Source organism: Geodermatophilus sp. SYSU D00698 (assembly GCF_054050335.1).
In genome coordinates this window covers 24,831-40,315 of record NZ_JBJGZD010000021.1, presented here as the reverse complement: position 1 = coordinate 40,315, position 15,485 = coordinate 24,831, and the positions used below count along the sequence as shown (strand labels likewise).

Sequence of the window (15,485 nt, the reverse complement as noted above, 5' to 3'; positions counted from 1 at the left end):
CCGCGACCGGGCACCATGACCGCACCGCGGATCCGGAACGGATCCGGCCGAGGAGTGGAGGGATCCCCGTGGCCGACAGCCTCCCGCCGGTGGTCGAGCGCATCCACGAGGAGGTGCTGCGCCGCAACCCCGCGGAGCCGGAGTTCCACCAGGCGGTCCGCGAGGTGCTCGAGTCGCTCGCCGTGGTGCTCAGCCGGCACGGCGAGTACACCGAGATGAAGACCGTCGAGCGCATCTGCGAGCCCGAGCGGCAGGTCATCTTCCGGGTGCCCTGGCAGGACGACTCGGGCGAGGTGCAGATCAACCGGGGGTTCCGCGTCGAGTTCAACTCGGCCCTGGGTCCCTACAAGGGCGGGCTGCGCTTCCACCCGTCGGTCAACCTCGGGATCGTCAAGTTCCTGGGCTTCGAGCAGGTGTTCAAGAACGCGCTCACCGGCATGCCCATCGGCGGCGGCAAGGGCGGCTCGGACTTCGACCCCAAGGGCCGGTCGGACGCCGAGGTCATGCGCTTCTGCCAGTCGTTCATGACGGAGCTCTACCGGCACCTCGGCGAGTACACCGACGTGCCCGCCGGGGACATCGGCGTGGGCTCCCGGGAGATCGGCTACCTGTTCGGCCAGTACAAGCGGATCACCAACCGCTACGAGTCCGGGGTCATCACCGGCAAGGGCCTGGGCTGGGGCGGCGCGCTGGTCCGCACCGAGGCCACCGGCTACGGGGCGGCCTTCTTCGCCGAGGCGATGATGGAGACGGCCGGGGAGTCGTTCGACGGCCGGCGCGTCACCGTCAGCGGGTCGGGCAACGTCGCCGTCTACGCGATCGAGAAGGTGCACCAGCTCGGGGGCACCGTCGTCGCCTGCTCGGACTCCAGCGGCTACGTCGTCGACGAGAAGGGCATCGACCTCGAGGTCCTCAAGCAGGTCAAGGAGGTCGAGCGGGCCCGGATCGGCGAGTACGCCGAGCGGGTCGGCTCGGCGTCGTTCGTGGCCGGCGGCAGCGTCTGGGACGTGCCCTGCGACGTCGCGATCCCCAGCGCGACGCAGAACGAGCTCGACGGCGACGCCGCCGCCGTCCTCGCCCGCAGCGGCTGCCGCTACGTCGTCGAGGGGGCCAACATGCCGGCCACGCCCGACGCGGTCCGGGTGTTCCGCGAGGCCGGGGTCGCGTTCGCGCCCGGCAAGGCCGCCAACGCCGGGGGAGTGGCCACCTCCGCGCTGGAGATGCAGCAGAACGCCTCGCGCGACCGCTGGACCTTCGAGCACACCGAGGCCCGGCTGGAGGAGATCATGCGCGGCATCCACGAGCGGTGCCACGCCACCGCCGAGGAGTACGGCTCCCCGGGCGACCTGGTCCTCGGCGCGAACGTGGCCGGCTTCCTGCAGGTGGCCGAGGCCGTCCACGCGCACGGCCTGGTCTGAGGCGGCGCGGGAGGGTGACGGCCCGGTCTCCGTTGCCCCCCGGTACCGGCCGGGTCTAGCGTCCGCGGACGTCAGCACGGGGGACCCGTCCCACCCCTCGGGAGCCGGCCATGCTGGACGACAGCCGCGTCGCGGCGAACATCCCGGCGAGCGACATCGACCGGGCGCGCGCCTTCTACGCCGACAAGCTGGGCCTCACCCCGGTGCGCGAGCTCATGGGTGAGGTCCTGGAGTACGAGACCGCCGGGGGGACCCGCTTCGGCGTCTACCGGACCGACTACGCCGGGCAGGCCGGGCACACCATCGCCCAGTTCCACGTCGACGACGTCGAGGCCCAGGTGAAGGAGCTCAAGTCCCGCGGGGTCGCCTTCGAGACGTACGAGGACATGCCCGGCGTCGAGTGGAGCGGGGAGATCGCCTCGATCCCCGGCATGGGCCGCGCCGCCTGGTTCAAGGACAGCGAGGGCAACGTCCTGTGCATCGACCAGGAGGACGGCCGCGCCTGACGCGGGTCACCCCGGGATCGGGACGGCGGTGCCGCTCACCTCGATGCCGCCGCTCCCGGCCGGCACGTGCACCGACAGCGTGCTCGGCCGCCCCATGTCCGCGCCCTGCAGCACGGTGAGCCGGGCGGGCACCGCCACGTGCCCGCCCTCCCGCAGGTACCCGCCGAGCGCCGCCGCGGCCGCGCCGGTGGCCGGGTCCTCGACGACGCCGCCGGGCGGGAACGGGTTGCGCGCGGAGAAGGTGGTCGCGTCCTGGCGCCACACCAGCGCGACCGTCGTCCAGCCGCGGTCGGCCATCAGCCGGCCGAGCCCGGGCACGTCGTAGTCGAGGACGGCCAGCCGCTCGCGGGAGGCGAGGGCCAGCACCGGGTGCCACGCGCCGGCGTAGGCCACCCGCGGCGGCAGGGCGGGGTCGAGGTCGCCCGGGGGCAGCCGCAGCAGCGCCAGCAGGTCGCGCAGGTCGCCGTCGGTCAGCGGCGCGGTCCGCGGCGGGACGCTGGTGAGCGTCGCCGTCCAGGCGCCGTCGGCGCCGCGCCCGGTCCGCACCGGCACCTCGCCGGCCGCGGTGCGCAGGTGCAGCGTCCCCGCGCCGGCGCGCTCGGCGTGCGCGACGGCGGTGGCGATCGTGGCGTGGCCGCAGAAGCTCACCTCGGCGAGCGGGCTGAAGTACCGGGCGTCCAGGCCGTCGGCGCGGGGGAGCAGGAACGCCGTCTCGGAGAACCCGACGTCGGCGGCGATCGCCAGCATCTCGTCGTCGGTCAGGCCGGTCGCGTCCAGCACGACCCCGGCGGGGTTGCCGCCGGACGGGTCGTCGCTGAACGCGACGTACCGCAGGACCTCGGGACGGTTCACCGGGCTCGTGTCCACCACCCCGCCATGACACCGCACGGCCCGCCTCCCCGGGAGGGGAGACGGGCCGTGGACGTCGTGGATCAGCGCGGGTCGCCGGCCAGCGCCGGCTCGCGCGCGGGCCCGGGGTGCCGCTCCAGCGCGGCGCCCTCGACGTCGAGCACCGGCAGCCAGCGCAGCCAGCGGGGCAGCCACCAGGCGGCCTTCCCGAGCAGCGCCAGCGCGGCGGGCACCAGCACCATCCGGACGACGAACGCGTCGACCAGGATCCCGATGGCCAGCGCGAAGGCGATCGACTTGATCGTCGCCTCGCCGGCCGGGACGAACCCGGCGAACACGCTGAACATGATCAGCGCCGCGGCGACGACGACCGGCGCGGCCTGCCGGAACCCGGTGCGGATCGCCTCCAGCGGCGGGGTGCCGTGGCTGTGCGCCTCGTGCATCCGCGACACCAGGAACACCTGGTAGTCCATCGCCAGGCCGAACAGGATGCCGATGACCAGGATCGGCGTGAGGCTCAGCAGCGGGCCGGTGGTGTCCAGGTTGACCACGTCGGCCAGCCAGCCCCACTGGAACACCGCCACGGTCGCGCCGAGCGAGGCGCCGATGGTCAGCAGGAAGCCCAGGACGCCGACCAGCGGCACCAGCAGCGACCGGAAGACCAGCACGAGCAGCACCAGCGCCAGCCCGACGACGAGCAGCAGGTACTTCGGCAGCGCCTCGTCCAGGCTCTGCGCGACGTCGACGCTGACCGCCGTCGCGCCGGTGACGTGGGCGTCGACGCCGTCGAGGTCGGCCAGCTGCGCGCGCAGGTCGGCGACGAGCTGCTCGGTGGCCGGCGTGATCGGGCCCGACCCGGGGACCACGGTGAGCAGCGCGGCGGTGTCGTCGGCGTTGGGCACCGGCGGCGCGACCAGCGCGACGTCGTCGAGGCCGCTGACCGCGCCCGCGGCCTGCCCCGCGGCCTCCGCGGCCCGCTCGCCCTCGAACAGGACGGTGATCGGGCCGTTGAAGCCCTCGCCGAAGCCCTCGGCCAGCAGCGCGTCGGCGCGGGCGGCGGAGGTCCCCTCGGCCGGCGTCTGGATGAGCGTGGTCTGCATGGACGCGACCGGGATCGCGATCACGCCGAGGCCCACGATCGCGAGCAGCAGGGAGGCCGTGCGGAACCGGGTGACGGTGCCGACCCAGCCGCCGAGGAAGCCCCGCCCGCGGGCCGGCACGGTGGTCCCGGCGGTCGCCGCGGCGCGGCTCCTGCGCGGCAGCACCCGGTGCCCGAGCAGGGCGAGCACCGCCGGCACCAGCGTGAGCGCCACCAGCACGGCGACGACGATCGTCGCGGCCGCGGCCAGACCCATCTGGGTCAGGAACGGGATGCCGGCGACGAACAGCCCGGCCAGCGCGATGACGACGGTGAGCCCGGCGGTGACCACCGCGGAGCCGGCGGTGCCGACGGCCAGCCCGATGGACCGGTGGACGTCGGCGCCCCGCAGCAGCTCCTGCCGGTGCCGGGTGACGATGAACAGCGTGTAGTCGATGCCGACGGCCAGGCCGAGCATCGCGGCGAGGATCGGCGTGGTCGAGGACAGGTCGACGAAGCCGGTGGCGATGGTGATGCCCAGGACGCCGACGCCCACGCCGACGAGCGCCGTCAGCAGGTTCATGCCGGCCACGGCGAGCGCGCCGTAGGTGACGGCCAGGACGACCAGCGCGACGACGACGCCGAGGACCTCGGCCGGGCCGCCGACGGCCGGCACCTCCTCCAGCGCCTGGCCGGTGACCTCGACGGTCAGCCCGGTGTCGCGGGCGTCGGCGACGGCGTCGCGCAGCGCGTCCTGCTCCTCGGGGGTGACCCCGCCGGCCTCGGCGTCGTAGGTGACGGTGCTGTAGCCGACCGTCTGCTGCGGGTTGACCGCCGGCGCGGCCGGGTCCAGCGGATCGGTCGCGGACACGACGCCGGGCAGCTGCCCCAGCGTGCCTGCCAGCCCGGTGACCGCGGCGGCGTTCTCCGGCGTGGTCAGCGTGGCGCCCTCGGGCGCGGCGACGACGACCCGCGCGGACACGCCGCCGGCCCCCGCGCCGAACTCCTCGCCGATCCGCTCCAGCGCGGTCGTGGACTCCTGGCCGGGGATCGAGAAGCTGGTCGACGTCGGCCCGGAGAGGGTGACCGCGCCGACGCCGCCGGCCACGAGGACCAGCAGCCACACGGCGAGGACGGCGAACCGGTGCCGCGCGGAGGAGGTCCCGAGACGGGACAACAGGACTGCCATGGACGATCAGGCCTCCGCCTGGGTGGGGTGGGAAGGGGTCGCGCGCGGACGGCGGTGGCCGAGCGCGTCGAAGCAGGTCGCGACGACGTACGGCCGCCACGCCGGGGTCAGGTCCGCCTGGCGGGCGGCCAGGGTGAGGACGGCGAGCGCGCCGAGGGCACCGACGACCCGGACGCACCGCTCGGGCTCGGCGGTCTCCGGGTCGACGCCGAAGGCGGCCAGCGCCATCGCGCCGGCCCCCTCGGTGAGGGCCCCCTCGGTGCCGGGCTCGCCCTGCGTGGCCGGCGCCAGGAGCAGCGCGACGACGCCGGGGTGGGCCAGGGCGACGTCGACGAGCACCTCGACGGCGCGGCGGTCCCGCGCCGGGCCCAGCGGCAGGTGTGCCACCTGGTCGAGCACCCGCTCGCCGAGCGTCTCCGCCTGCGCGAGCACGGCCTCGTGCAACGCGTCCTTGCTGGGGTAGTGGTGCAGCAGTCCGGCCTTGGACAGGCCCACGGCGTCGGCGACGTCCTGGACCGACGTCTTGGCGTAGCCGCGCCGGGCGAAGAGGGCGGCGGCGCGGTCGAGGATCCCCTCGTCGATCTGCTGCCGGAACGGGCGGGCCACGGTCCCAGGCTACGGCCGACCGACCGATCCGGTCGGCTGACCGCCCGATCCGGTCGGCGTGGGGTCGCTCACAGCGTCCCGCTGGGCGGGAGTCGCTCCCGGGTCTCCGCGCGCCCCGGGCGAGGATGACGTCATGACGACACGCAGGAGGGTCGGCCCGGCGGACGCGCGCTCGTGGCTCCTCGTCAACGGCGCCCGCCCGGAACTGTTCGCGGAGCGGTACGCCTCGCGCGCGGACCAGGTGGTGCTCGACATCGAGGACGCCGTCGACCCGGCCCGCAAGGACGAGGCCCGCGCCGGCGTCGTGGACTGGCTGCGGGACGGCGACCGGTCGACCTGGGTGCGGATCAACGACCACTCGACGCCGTTCTGGGAGGACGACGTCGCCGCCCTGGCCGGCCTGCCCGGGCTCGCCGGCGTGATGCTGGCCAAGACCGAGGCCGGCGAGCACGTCACCGAGACCTTCGACCGGCTGGGCGGCTCGACGCCGGTGCTCGCGCTGGTGGAGTCGGCGCTGGGCATCGAGGAGGCGGTGACCATCGCCCGCGCCCGCGGCGCCTTCCGGCTCGCCTTCGGCAGCGGCGACTACCGCCGCGACACCGGCACCAGCGCCGACGAGCTGGCGATGGCCTACCCGCGTTCCCGGCTGGTCGTGGCCAGCCGGATCGGGGGCCTGCCCGGCCCGATCGACGGCCCCACGGTGAGCACCAGCCACCCGGTGCTGCGCGAGCAGTCGGCGGTCACCGTGACCCTCGGCCTCACCGGCAAGCTGTGCCTGGACCCCGAGCAGGCGCCGGTGATCAACGAGGTGATCAGCCCCGCGCCGTCCGACGTCGCCTGGGCGCTGGACTTCCTCGCCGACTTCGAGGCCCGCGGCCAGGTCATCCGCGACGGCAGCGACCTGCCCCGACTCGGCCGGGCGCGCAAGATCCAGCGGCTGGCCGAGACGTTCGGGGTCCGGCCCGCCTGATCGGGCTCCGCGGCGGCCGGGTCGTGGTGCGGGGGGCCGCCAGGGCCCAGGATGGGGCTCCGTCCCGTTCTGAGCAGGAGGTCCCATGACCCGGCAGCTGCCCCGCTCGGCCTCGGTCGTCGTCGTCGGCGGCGGGGTCGTCGGGCTGGCCACGGCGTACGAGCTCGCCCTGGCCGGGGTCCAGGACGTCGTCCTGCTCGAGCGGGACGCCCTCGGGTCGGGCTCGACGTGCCGGGCCGCCGGGGGAGTCCGGGCGATGTTCTCCGACCCGGTGAACGTCGCCCTCGGCGCCCGCAGCCTGGAGACCTTCCGCGACTTCCCGGCCCGCTTCGGGCAGGAGATCGACTTCGCCCCGGTCGGCTACCTGTTCCTGCTCGACGACGCCGCGGCCGTCGCGGACTTCGAGGCGGCGGTGGCGCTGCAGAACGACCTCGGCGTGCCCAGCCGGATGGTCGACGTCGCCGAGGCGGTGCGGCTGTCCCCGATGGTCGACCCGGACGGGCTGCTGGCCGCCGCGTGGTCGCCCACCGACGGGCACTGCACGCCCGAGTCGGTCGTGCTCGGCTACGCCTCCGCCGCGCGGCGGGCCGGGGTCACCGTGCTGCCGCACTGCCCGGCGACCGGCATCGACGTCCGCGACGGGCGCGTCGCCGCCGTCGAGACCGCGGCGGGCACGATCGGGACCGGGGCCGTGGTCTGCGCGGCCGGCCCGTGGTCGGCGCAGGTCGGCGCGTGGGCCGGCGTCGACCTGCCGGTGAGCCCGCTGCGCCGGCAGATCCTGGTCACCGAGCCGGTGCCCGGCCTGGACCCGCACACGCCGTTCACCATCGACTTCGGCACCTCGTTCTACTTCCACCGGGAGGGCGAGGGCCTGCTCCTGGGCATGTCCGACCCCGACGAGACCCCCGGCTTCCGGCTCACCCGCTCCGACGCCTGGCTGCCCCGGCTCGGCGCGGCGATCGAGCGGCGGGCGCCCGCGCTGGCCGGCGTCGGCGTCGCCGGCGGGTGGGCGGGCCTGTACGAGATGACGCCGGACCACAACGCCCTCATCGGCCGCGCCGCCGACGTCGAGGGGTTCCTGTACGCCACCGGCTTCTCCGGCCACGGGTTCCTCATGGGACCGGCGGTCGGGGAGGTGGTGCGTGACCTGTACGTCGGCACGCAGCCGTTCGTCGACGTCTCCGGGCTGGACGTCCGCCGGTTCGCCGGCGCCGGCGTCCGCCCCGAACTGAACATCGTGTGAGGACCCCTCTGCCCCCACCGCTCGATGAAGGACCCCGTCCCCCTCACCGCTCGCAAGCTCGCGGCGAGCCTCTGGACGGGGCCGCCGGCGGGAGACTGCACGATGGCAACCACACCCACCCTGAGGAGTGCCCTGTGACCACCCTGCCCACCGCCGAGGACCTCGCGCGCCTGGCGGCCGACGCCGCCGGCCGCTGCGGCGTCGACCTCGACGCGATTGCGGGCGACTTCCCGGTGACCTCCCCGGTGAACGGGCAGCGGGTCGCCTCGCTGCGCCGGGACACCGCCGCCGACGTCGCGACCGCCGTCGGGCGCGCGGACGAGGCGTTCCGCACCTGGCGGACGGTCCCGGCGCCGGTGCGCGGCGCGCTGGTCCGCCGGTTCGGCGAGCTGCTGCGCGAGCACAAGGCCGACCTCGCCACGCTGGTCAGCGTCGAGGTCGGGAAGATCACCTCCGAGGCGGCCGGTGAGGTCCAGGAGATGATCGACATCTGCGAGTTCGCCGTCGGCCTCTCGCGGCAGCTCCACGGCCGCACGATCAGCTCCGAGCGCCCCGGCCACCGGCTCATGGAGACCTGGCACCCGCTCGGCGTCGTCGGCGTCATCAGCGCGTTCAACTTCCCCGTCGCCGTCTGGTCGTGGAACACCGCGCTCGCACTGGTCTGCGGCGACCCCGTCGTCTGGAAGCCCTCGGAGCTCGCGCCGCTGTCCGCGCTCGCCTCCGCCGCCCTGCTGGACCGGGCGATCGCGGAGACCGGCGCGCCGGAGGGGCTGAGCCAGGTCGTGCTCGGCGGCGCCGACGTCGGCGAGGCGCTGGTCGAGTCGCCCGGGGTGGCGCTGCTGTCGGCGACCGGGTCGACGCGGATGGGCCGGCTCGTGGGGCCGCGGGTGGCCGACCGCTTCGGCCGGTCGCTGCTCGAGCTCGGCGGCAACAACGCCGCGATCGTCACGCCGTCGGCCGACCTCGACCTCGCCACCCGCGGCATCGTCTTCTCCGCCGCCGGCACCGCCGGGCAGCGCTGCACCACGATGCGCCGGCTCATCGCGCACGTCGACGTCGTCGACGCCCTCACCGAGCGGGTCGCGGCCGCCTACCGCCGGCTGCCGATCGGCTCGCCGCTGGAGCCGGGCACGCTGGTCGGGCCGCTGATCCACGACGCCGCGTTCAAGGCCATGCAGGACGCGCTCGAGGCCGCCCGCCAGCAGGGCGGGGAGGTGCTGGCCGGCGGGGGACGGCGCCTGGCCGACGAGGCGCCGGACGCCTACTACGCCGAGCCCGCGCTGGTCCGGATGCCCGGACAGACCGACATCGTCCGGCAGGAGACGTTCGCGCCGATCCTCTACGTGCTGCCCTACCGCACGCTGGAGGAGGCGGTGGCGCTCAACAACGACGTCCCGCAGGGGCTGTCGTCGAGCATCTTCACCTCCGACCAGGCCGAGGCCGAGCGCTTCCTCGCCGCCGACGGCTCCGACTGCGGCATCGCCAACGTCAACATCGGCACCTCGGGGGCGGAGATCGGCGGCGCGTTCGGCGGGGAGAAGCACACCGGGGGCGGCCGCGAGTCCGGCTCGGACGCGTGGAAGGGCTACATGCGCCGGGCCACCAACACGATCAACTTCTCCGGTGAGCTGCCGCTCGCGCAGGGGGTGGAGTTCCCCATCTGACGGCGGCGGGGGAGCCCGGGCCGGTCGCCCGGGTCACCCCTCGCCCGCGTGCAGGGCCAGCACCCGCCGGCCGAGGGCGTCGAGCGTCAGGGGCGTCCCGTCGACCGCCACCCGGGTGCGGGTCCGCTCGTGCGGTCCGCGACCGGCCAGCCGCACGGCGAGCAGGGCGGCGAGCGCGGGCACCCGGTCGCGGGGGACCGCGGCGGGGACCCCGGGGAGCCGCGCGGCCGGGCCTCGCCACCCCGCGCGCGTGGCGCTCACGAGGCCGGCGACCCGGACGGAGCGGCGGAGGGGGTCGGCCAGGAGCAGGTCCAGCACCTCCTCCGGCCGCTCCCGGGCGGTCAGCACCACGGGTGCGCCGGCCCCGGTCACCCGGTGCGGCCAGGCCACGTCGCGGGTGTCCACCGCGCCGGGGACCGCGGCACCGTGCACCAGCGTCACCGGACGGCGCCCGCCCACCGGCACGTGGGCGCCGGCCGCGGGCGGCAGGTCGACCTCGGCGCCCGGATCGGCCGCGGCGGCCTCCACCAGCCGGGTGAGCGTGCCGGCCACGGTGGTCCCGCCGGTGGGACGGGCGACCGTCCACCCGCCGGGCACCGCCCGCACGCGGACGCCGCGGGGAGCGGCGGCCCCGACCACCGCGGCCGCCGCCGACCGCGCCGCGGGGGAGCCGAGGACGGGGGAGGCCCAGTCCTCGGCCGGGCCGGGGCCGCACGCACCGCACACCCGGGGACCTCCGTTCGGCCGGCGGGCGCTCGGCGCCCGCCGGCGGCAGCTGGGGGGAGCCGGCCGTCAGTCCCGGCGGGGACGGCGCGCCGCGAAGTCGTCGGCGATCTGGTCGAAGGTCGTCCAGCGGACGCCCTCGTGGGCGTTGACGCGCTCGATGAGCCGCTCGAGCATGAGGAGCACCTGCGGCCGGCCGGACACGTCGGGGTGCACGGTGAAGGTGACCACCGCGTAGTCCATCTCCCGGTGGACCCAGTCGAACTGGTCCTGCCACATCTCGCCGAGGTGGCGGGGGCTGACGAAGCCGTGGCTGTTGGGGCTGGCCTTGATGAACATCATCGGCGGCAGGTCGTCGAGGTACCAGTTCGCCGGGATCTCGATCAGGTCGGTCTCCCGGCCCCGGACCAGCGGCTTCATCCAGGTGTCGGCCGGCCGGGAGTAGTCGATCTTCGTCCAGCTGTCGCCGACCCGGACGTAGTAGGGCTCGAAGTCCCGGTGCATGAGCGAGTGGTCGTACTTGATGCCGCGCTCGAGCAGCAGCTCGTTGGTGACGGGGGAGAACTCCCACCACGGGGCGACGTAGCCGGTGGGACGGCGGCCGGCGCGCTCCTCGATCAGCTCGATGCAGCGGTCGAGCACCGCGGACTCCTGCTCGCGGCTCATGGCGATGGGGTTCTCGTGGCTGTAGCCGTGGACGCCGATCTCGTGCCCGGCCGCCACGCAGGCGTCGAACTGCTCCGGGAACGTCTCGATGGAGTGGCCCGGCCAGAACCACGTGCTCGGCATCCCGTTGCGGCGGAAGAGCTCGAGCATGCGAGGGACGCCGACCTCGCCGGCGAAGACGCCGCGCGAGATGTCGTCCGGCGAGTCCTCTCCGCCGTAGGACCCCAGCCAGCCGCCCACCGCGTCGACGTCGACGCCGAAGGCGCAGAGGATCTCCTTGGGCATGCACCTCTCCTCTCGGGTTCCCCGGACCGCGACCTGCGGCCGGGGTCGTTCCTGCCGGCCGGTGCCGGTCAGCCGGCGGTCCGGGCCCGCCACCCGGCGCGGACGGCGTCCGGGTCCCGGTCCAGCCCCAGCAGGACGGCCAGCAGCACCCGCGCCTGGGAGGGCCGCAGCAGGCCGGCGGGGAGGGCGCCGGCGGCGAGCAGGTCGGTGCCTCCGCCGTTCCCGTAGAGGGCGGCGACCGGGCCGGCCGCCACCCGCGTCGAGGTGACGACGACGACGCCGGCGTCGGTGAGCTCGCGGACGGCCCGGCAGACGACGGGGTTGGCGTTGCCGGCGCCCGTCGCCTCCAGGACGATCCCGCGGGCGCCGGCCGCCGCGAACGCGTGCAGCGCGGTGGCGTCGGCGTCGGGGTGGCAGGCGACGACGTCGACGCGGACACCGGACAGGTCGACGCGGGCGAGGTCGAGGGGAGCGGAGCGGCGGGCCGAGCGCTCGAGGAGGAGGGCGCCGTCCCGGACCCAGCCCAGCGGACCCGCGTCCGGCGCGGTGAAGGTGTCGGCCGCCAGCGTGTGGCCCTTGCGCGTGCCCCGTGCCGGGAACACGTGCCCGCCGAAGGCGATCAGGACGCCCTGGCCCCGGGCGGCCGGGCTCGCGGCGACGGTGGCCGCGTCGGCGAGGTTGCGCGGCCCGTCGCTGTCGGGGGCGTCCGCCGGCCGCTGGGCGCCGGTGAGCACGACCGGCCGGGGATCGCCGTGGACGAGGTCGAGGAGGAAGGCGGTCTCCTCGGTGGTGTCCGTGCCGTGCGTGACGACGACCCCGTCGACCTCCGGGTCGGCCAGCTCGCCGGCCACCGCGGACGCGACGGCGTGCATGCGCTCGAGCGTCATCAGGTAGCTGCCGACCCGCAGCACGTCCCGGACCCTCAGGCGGACGCCGAGGTCCCCGGCCAGCCGGGCGACGAGGTCGGCCCCGCCGTCCTGCGCCGTCGACACCCCGCTCGCGTCGGCGCGGGTCGCGATCGTGCCGCCGGTCGCGAGCACCGTCACCAGGGACATGGGGAGACCTCCCGGACGCAGGTGTCGGGGACCGGGACGGGGTGCGCCGACGCCGCGTTCCGTGCGCCGGGACGCGGCGTCGGCGCACACGCTCCCGGCCGCTAGACCGCCGTGGCGGTGACGAAGGTGCAGACGCCGTCGCCGGAGGTGGCCCGCTGCCGGATGCCGAGCAGCCGCAGCACCGCCATCTCCACGCGGTAGGCCAGCCGCATGGGCCCGGTGTAGAGGGTGTCGCCGGCGGTGGTGACCTCGATCCGGTCGAACCCGGCCAGCCGCACGTGCTCGGTGAGCATCCAGTCCGGCAGCAGCGTGATGTGGCCGGGGGAGTGGTAGTGGCTCGGGCCGAAGATGTAGGGCGCCCCGCGCAGCAGGGTCAGCAGCCGCGAGTGGGGGTGCGTGACGTTGGGGGTGCTCACCAGCAGCCGGCCGCCGGGGCGCAGCAGGGCCCGGATCGAGCGCAGCACCTGCCGCGGGTTCTCCACGTGCTCCAGCGTCTCCACGCACACCACCAGGTCGAACGGGCCGCGGGTCTCGTCGGTCCAGTCCGGGTCGTCGAGGTCGAGCCGGGCGATCCACTCGTGCGGCGGGTCGAGGTCGGTGGGGACGACGTCGACCCCGGCGTCGCGCAGCCGCAGCGCCAGCGCGCCGCAGCCGGAGCCGACCTCGAGCACCCGCCCGCCGTCGGGGAGCAGCGTCCGGACCAGGCTCGCGGCGTACTCGTGCACGCCGGGGGCCGCGTGGATGCCGTGCCCCTGGTAGGTGCGGACGGCGGCCGTGCGGCGGCCGTCGCGGTGCTGGACGTCGGTCACCCGTCCACCCTGGCATCCCCACGCCCGTCGCGCAGACGTCACGCCGGGCACCACGGTGTGTCATCGACGAGCCACCCGTCGGTCACCTCGGTCCTGAGGATGGGTCGGGGCCGGACCGCTCCCCGCGGCCGGCCCTCCTGTCGCCGCTCCCCGAGGAGAGACGTGTCCGGTCCGCACCACCACCACGACCACCACCACGGTCACGACCACGGGCACGAGCCCGCCGCCTGGACGCCCTACGGCGACGTCTCGGTCCCCGACCGGGACCTCTCGCCCGGCGACCTCTCGCGCCGGCGGTTCCTGCAGGCGGCCGGGGTCCTCGGTCTGGCGGTCGGCGCGACGGTGGCCGGCGCGCCCCGGACCGCCCAGGCCGCCCCGCGCGGGGGCAGCGGCGGCGCCGCCTCCTACACCTGGCTCAACGGGGACCACCACGTCCACACGCAGTACAGCTCCGACGGCCTCTACACCGTCCGCCAGCAGGTGGAGCAGGCCCGGCGCAACGGCGTCGACTGGATGGTCGTCACCGACCACGGCCCGGCCACGCACGCGCGCCTGGGCGTCGACCTGGTCAACCCCGACATCCGCGCCGCCCGGACGGCCCACCGGGACGTGCTGGTGTTCCAGGGGCTGGAGTGGAACATCCCGGCCGCCGAGCACGGCACCGTCTTCGTCGTCCCCAGCAGCGAGGAGGTCGCCGTCCTGCGGGAGTTCGAGCAGCAGTTCGACGGCTCCCTCGGCAACACGACCGAGGACCGCGCGGTGGCCGGCATCCGGTGGCTCGGTCAGCAGATGACGAACCGCCGCACCCCCAACGCGCTCTTCCTCGCCAACCACCCCGCCCGCAACGGCATCGACTCGCCGCACGAGCTCCGCGCGTGGCGCGACGCCGACCCGCGGATCGCGATCGGCATGGAGGGCGCGCCCGGGCACCAGGCCGCCGGCATCCCGGCGCCGGCGGGCCCCGGCGAGGCGCGCGGCTACTACGGCAACAGCCCCCGGCCCGACAGCTTCCCCGGCTACCCCCTCGAGTCCTACCGGACCTTCGGCGGCTTCGACTGGATGACCGCCAAGGTCGGCGGCGTGTGGGACTCGCTGCTGGCGGAGGGCCGGCCCTGGTGGATCACCGCCAACTCCGACTCGCACTCCGTGTACCTCGACCGGCTGGTGCGACCCGCCGGCCAGGACACCAGCGAGTGGTTCACCGCCAACGGCCGCTACGGCGACCCGGTGGACGGCGGTGTCCCGCAGGTCGGCCGCGGTGACGTCTTCCCCGGCCACTACTCGCGGACGTGGGTGGGGGCGGCCAGCCGCGACCACGGCGCCGTCATGGACGGCCTGCGGGCCGGGCGCGCGTTCGTCGTCCACGGCGACCTCGTCGACGCCCTGGAGGTCAGCGTCCGGGGCGACGGCGGTGGCGACGCACCGGCCACCCTGGGCGAGCAGCTGCGCGTCGGCCGCGGCGAGAACGTGCACGTGCAGGTCCGGACCACCCCGCGCCGCCGGCCCAACGCCCACGGCGACGTGCCGGTCCTGCGCCGGGTCGACCTGATCAGCGGCCCGGTCACCGGCCCGGTGGCGGACCGGGACACCCAGACGGCGCCGGAGACCGCCGTCGTCGAGTCCTTCGAGGTCCGCGGCAACGGGCAGGTCGTGGTCAACCACGTGTTCCGGCGGGTCGACCGCCCGTTCTACCTGCGGCTGCGCGGGACCGACGGCAACTTCTCGGCGCCCGGCAGCATCGAGCCGCGGCAGGACCCCGAGGGCGACAGCGACCCCTGGACCGACCTGTGGTTCTACTCGAACCCGGTGTTCGTCACCGTTGGCTGAGTCCCGCTCCGGCGACTGCTGGCTCGCCGTCTGCGGCGACACGGGCACCTCGCCGGCCGCGCTGGCCGAGGTCGAGCACCGGCTGCTCGACCTCGGCCGGCGGGTCGGCGCCACCGAGGTGGCGACGCACGTCGTGCGGTCGGCCGGCGGCAACCACCACGCCGGCCCGCTGCGGGCTCCCCGCTCGGCGGAGCTCGCAGACGCCGTCGCGGCGTGGGCCCGCCCCGGGGACGCGGTGGTGGTCTCGGGGGACGGGGACGCCCCGCCGGCCGGGGACCCCGGGCACGTCGAGCACGCGGTCGCAGTCGGCCGCGCGCACCGGGAGCGGGCCTCCGGCCGGCTGGTCCGCTTCCCCGGTCAGGAGGACCTCCCCGACCGGTTGCCGCTGGCCGAGCTGACCGCGCGGTGCGTGATCGAGGCGGTCGACCTGCTCGGCGTGGCGGCCGCCCCGGGCCTGGTGCTGCGCACCCGCGGGCACGTGCGCCCGGAGTACCGCGACGGCGTCCTCGTGCTGCCGGTGGCCGCGTCGGGCGACGGCGAGGTCGTCCCGTTCGAGTCCCCGAGACAGCGGGACTGCTGCAGCGACCACTGAGGGGA

Annotated in this window: 14 protein-coding genes; 7 read left to right on the top strand and 7 right to left on the bottom strand. The window is 75.7% G+C overall.

The genetic code is table 11. The features are described from left to right. The first annotated feature begins 68 nt into the window (after positions 1–68). Positions 69–1,418 carry an NADP-specific glutamate dehydrogenase gene (gene gdhA, locus ACI8AB_RS17790; RefSeq protein WP_387985139.1) on the top strand — a complete coding sequence of 450 codons (1,350 nt, stop codon included), beginning with the start codon at positions 69–71 and terminating at the stop codon, positions 1,416–1,418. A gap of 110 nt (positions 1,419–1,528) precedes the next feature. Then, a complete protein-coding gene (locus tag ACI8AB_RS17785; RefSeq protein ID WP_387985136.1) occupies positions 1,529–1,924 on the top strand; it encodes a VOC family protein in 396 nt (131 codons plus the stop codon). Between the two features lie 6 nt (positions 1,925–1,930). Here ACI8AB_RS17785 and ACI8AB_RS17780 read toward each other — a convergent pair whose 3' ends face one another. From ACI8AB_RS17780 to ACI8AB_RS17770, 3 genes are all read right to left on the bottom strand, one after another. Continuing rightward, positions 1,931–2,776 (bottom strand): PhzF family phenazine biosynthesis protein, encoded by an 846-nt coding sequence (locus ACI8AB_RS17780; protein ID WP_456951204.1) that lies wholly within the window; start codon positions 2,774–2,776, stop codon positions 1,931–1,933. Between the two features lie 80 nt (positions 2,777–2,856). Further along, positions 2,857–5,040, bottom strand: a complete 2,184-nt coding sequence (locus ACI8AB_RS17775) for an MMPL family transporter (RefSeq protein ID WP_456951203.1) — start codon at positions 5,038–5,040, stop codon at positions 2,857–2,859. A gap of 6 nt (positions 5,041–5,046) precedes the next feature. Then, on the bottom strand, positions 5,047–5,646 hold the full coding sequence (locus ACI8AB_RS17770) for a TetR/AcrR family transcriptional regulator (protein WP_456951202.1): 600 nt from the start codon (positions 5,644–5,646) through the stop codon (positions 5,047–5,049). A gap of 133 nt (positions 5,647–5,779) precedes the next feature. Between ACI8AB_RS17770 and ACI8AB_RS17765 the strand changes: the two genes are divergently transcribed. From ACI8AB_RS17765 to amaB, 3 genes are all read left to right on the top strand, one after another. Next, positions 5,780–6,616, top strand: a complete 837-nt coding sequence (locus tag ACI8AB_RS17765; RefSeq protein ID WP_387985127.1) for an HpcH/HpaI aldolase/citrate lyase family protein — start codon at positions 5,780–5,782, stop codon at positions 6,614–6,616. A gap of 85 nt (positions 6,617–6,701) precedes the next feature. Continuing rightward, positions 6,702–7,859, top strand: a complete 1,158-nt coding sequence (locus ACI8AB_RS17760) for an NAD(P)/FAD-dependent oxidoreductase (RefSeq protein WP_456951201.1) — start codon at positions 6,702–6,704, stop codon at positions 7,857–7,859. 134 nt (positions 7,860–7,993) lie between these two features. Then, positions 7,994–9,523: an L-piperidine-6-carboxylate dehydrogenase gene (gene amaB, locus ACI8AB_RS17755; RefSeq protein WP_456951200.1), complete on the top strand. Its 1,530-nt coding sequence runs from the start codon at positions 7,994–7,996 to the stop codon at positions 9,521–9,523. 33 nt (positions 9,524–9,556) lie between these two features. Here amaB and ACI8AB_RS17750 read toward each other — a convergent pair whose 3' ends face one another. From ACI8AB_RS17750 to ACI8AB_RS17735, 4 genes are all read right to left on the bottom strand, one after another. Then, on the bottom strand, positions 9,557–10,249 hold the full coding sequence (locus ACI8AB_RS17750; RefSeq protein ID WP_456951199.1) for a hypothetical protein: 693 nt from the start codon (positions 10,247–10,249) through the stop codon (positions 9,557–9,559). 66 nt (positions 10,250–10,315) lie between these two features. Continuing rightward, positions 10,316–11,197, bottom strand: a complete 882-nt coding sequence (locus ACI8AB_RS17745; protein ID WP_456951198.1) for a polysaccharide deacetylase family protein — start codon at positions 11,195–11,197, stop codon at positions 10,316–10,318. A 68-nt stretch (positions 11,198–11,265) separates the two neighbouring features. After that, positions 11,266–12,252 (bottom strand): asparaginase, encoded by a 987-nt coding sequence (locus tag ACI8AB_RS17740; RefSeq protein WP_456951197.1) that lies wholly within the window; start codon positions 12,250–12,252, stop codon positions 11,266–11,268. Positions 12,253–12,353: 101 nt separating this feature from the next. Next, on the bottom strand, positions 12,354–13,061 hold the full coding sequence (locus ACI8AB_RS17735; protein ID WP_387985114.1) for a class I SAM-dependent methyltransferase: 708 nt from the start codon (positions 13,059–13,061) through the stop codon (positions 12,354–12,356). A 162-nt stretch (positions 13,062–13,223) separates the two neighbouring features. Here ACI8AB_RS17735 and ACI8AB_RS17730 point away from each other — a divergent pair, with 162 nt between their 5' ends. Further along, entirely contained in the window at positions 13,224–14,888 is a 1,665-nt protein-coding gene (locus tag ACI8AB_RS17730) for a PHP domain-containing protein (protein WP_456951196.1), read from the top strand. Then, positions 14,881–15,480, top strand: coding sequence for a hypothetical protein (locus ACI8AB_RS17725; protein WP_456951195.1), 600 nt, complete (start codon positions 14,881–14,883; stop codon positions 15,478–15,480). Before ACI8AB_RS17730 ends, ACI8AB_RS17725 begins: the two co-directional genes overlap by 8 nt. Positions 15,481–15,485 lie beyond the last annotated feature (5 nt).

Coding starts and splice junctions, on each gene's coding strand:
- ACI8AB_RS17760 (WP_456951201.1), top strand. CDS start 6,702: ATGACCCGGCAGCTGCCCCGCTCGGCCTCGGTCGTCGTCGTCGGCGGC.
- ACI8AB_RS17785 (WP_387985136.1), top strand. CDS start 1,529: ATGCTGGACGACAGCCGCGTCGCGGCGAACATCCCGGCGAGCGACATC.
- ACI8AB_RS17765 (WP_387985127.1), top strand. CDS start 5,780: ATGACGACACGCAGGAGGGTCGGCCCGGCGGACGCGCGCTCGTGGCTC.
- ACI8AB_RS17740 (WP_456951197.1), bottom strand. CDS start 12,252: ATGTCCCTGGTGACGGTGCTCGCGACCGGCGGCACGATCGCGACCCGC.
- ACI8AB_RS17745 (WP_456951198.1), bottom strand. CDS start 11,197: ATGCCCAAGGAGATCCTCTGCGCCTTCGGCGTCGACGTCGACGCGGTG.
- ACI8AB_RS17775 (WP_456951203.1), bottom strand. CDS start 5,040: ATGGCAGTCCTGTTGTCCCGTCTCGGGACCTCCTCCGCGCGGCACCGG.